Genomic DNA, 558 nt, shown 5'->3' with positions numbered 1-558 from the left:
ACTGACACCAGCACCGGCGATCTCCAGCGTCGTCCCGAACAGGTCGCTGCCTGGCGTCACTTGGCCACGCCGGTTCTGGCGGGCAAAGGCCGGTGCCAGTGCCGCTTCGATCTGTCCCCACGGCAGCCGACCTGCCAGCACCGCCAAAGGATGCCGAAGGTCAATCATCTGATCGAGTCGGGCGCGGAAAAAATCGTCAGTGACCATCAGAACTTCCCTCAATTTCTCTCAGGTTTCCATGCCTATTATTTTAATTTCTCGGGGATTTCATCGTGTGAATTTCCGGCGAAACCCTTCTGTTCATGCGCCTTCCCGAGCTTTTGCAGGGCCGACCAGATACTGGAGGCGCAGGTGGCGGAGACACTGGGAGCGGAGCGTCACGAGCGGACAGAGGAGCGGGCGGGCTATCGCAACGGCTATCGCCCGCGCACGCTCTACACCCGCGTTGGGCCGGTCACGTTGCTGGTGCCGCAGACGCGGGAGGGCGCTTTCTCGACGGAGATTTTCAAACGCTACCAGAGGAGCGAACAGGCGTTCGTGCTGGCGTTGATGGAAATG

At 60.6% G+C, this 558-nt stretch carries 2 pseudogenes; one reads left to right on the top strand and one right to left on the bottom strand.

Annotation, left to right across the window (positions count from 1 at the left end):
* Positions 1–207, bottom strand: a pseudogene (locus tag DPQ23_RS15805) (IS5/IS1182 family transposase); the annotation flags it as partial.
* A gap of 123 nt (positions 208–330) precedes the next feature.
* Between DPQ23_RS15805 and DPQ23_RS15270 the strand changes: the two are divergent.
* Positions 331–558, top strand: a pseudogene (locus DPQ23_RS15270) (transposase); the annotation flags it as partial.

It is taken from the genome of Paracoccus endophyticus (genome assembly GCF_003286075.1).
Taxonomy (GTDB): domain Bacteria; phylum Pseudomonadota; class Alphaproteobacteria; order Rhodobacterales; family Rhodobacteraceae; genus Paracoccus; species Paracoccus endophyticus.
Note: the sequence above shows the minus strand (reverse complement) of the source record. Positions and strands in the feature narration are given on the sequence as shown.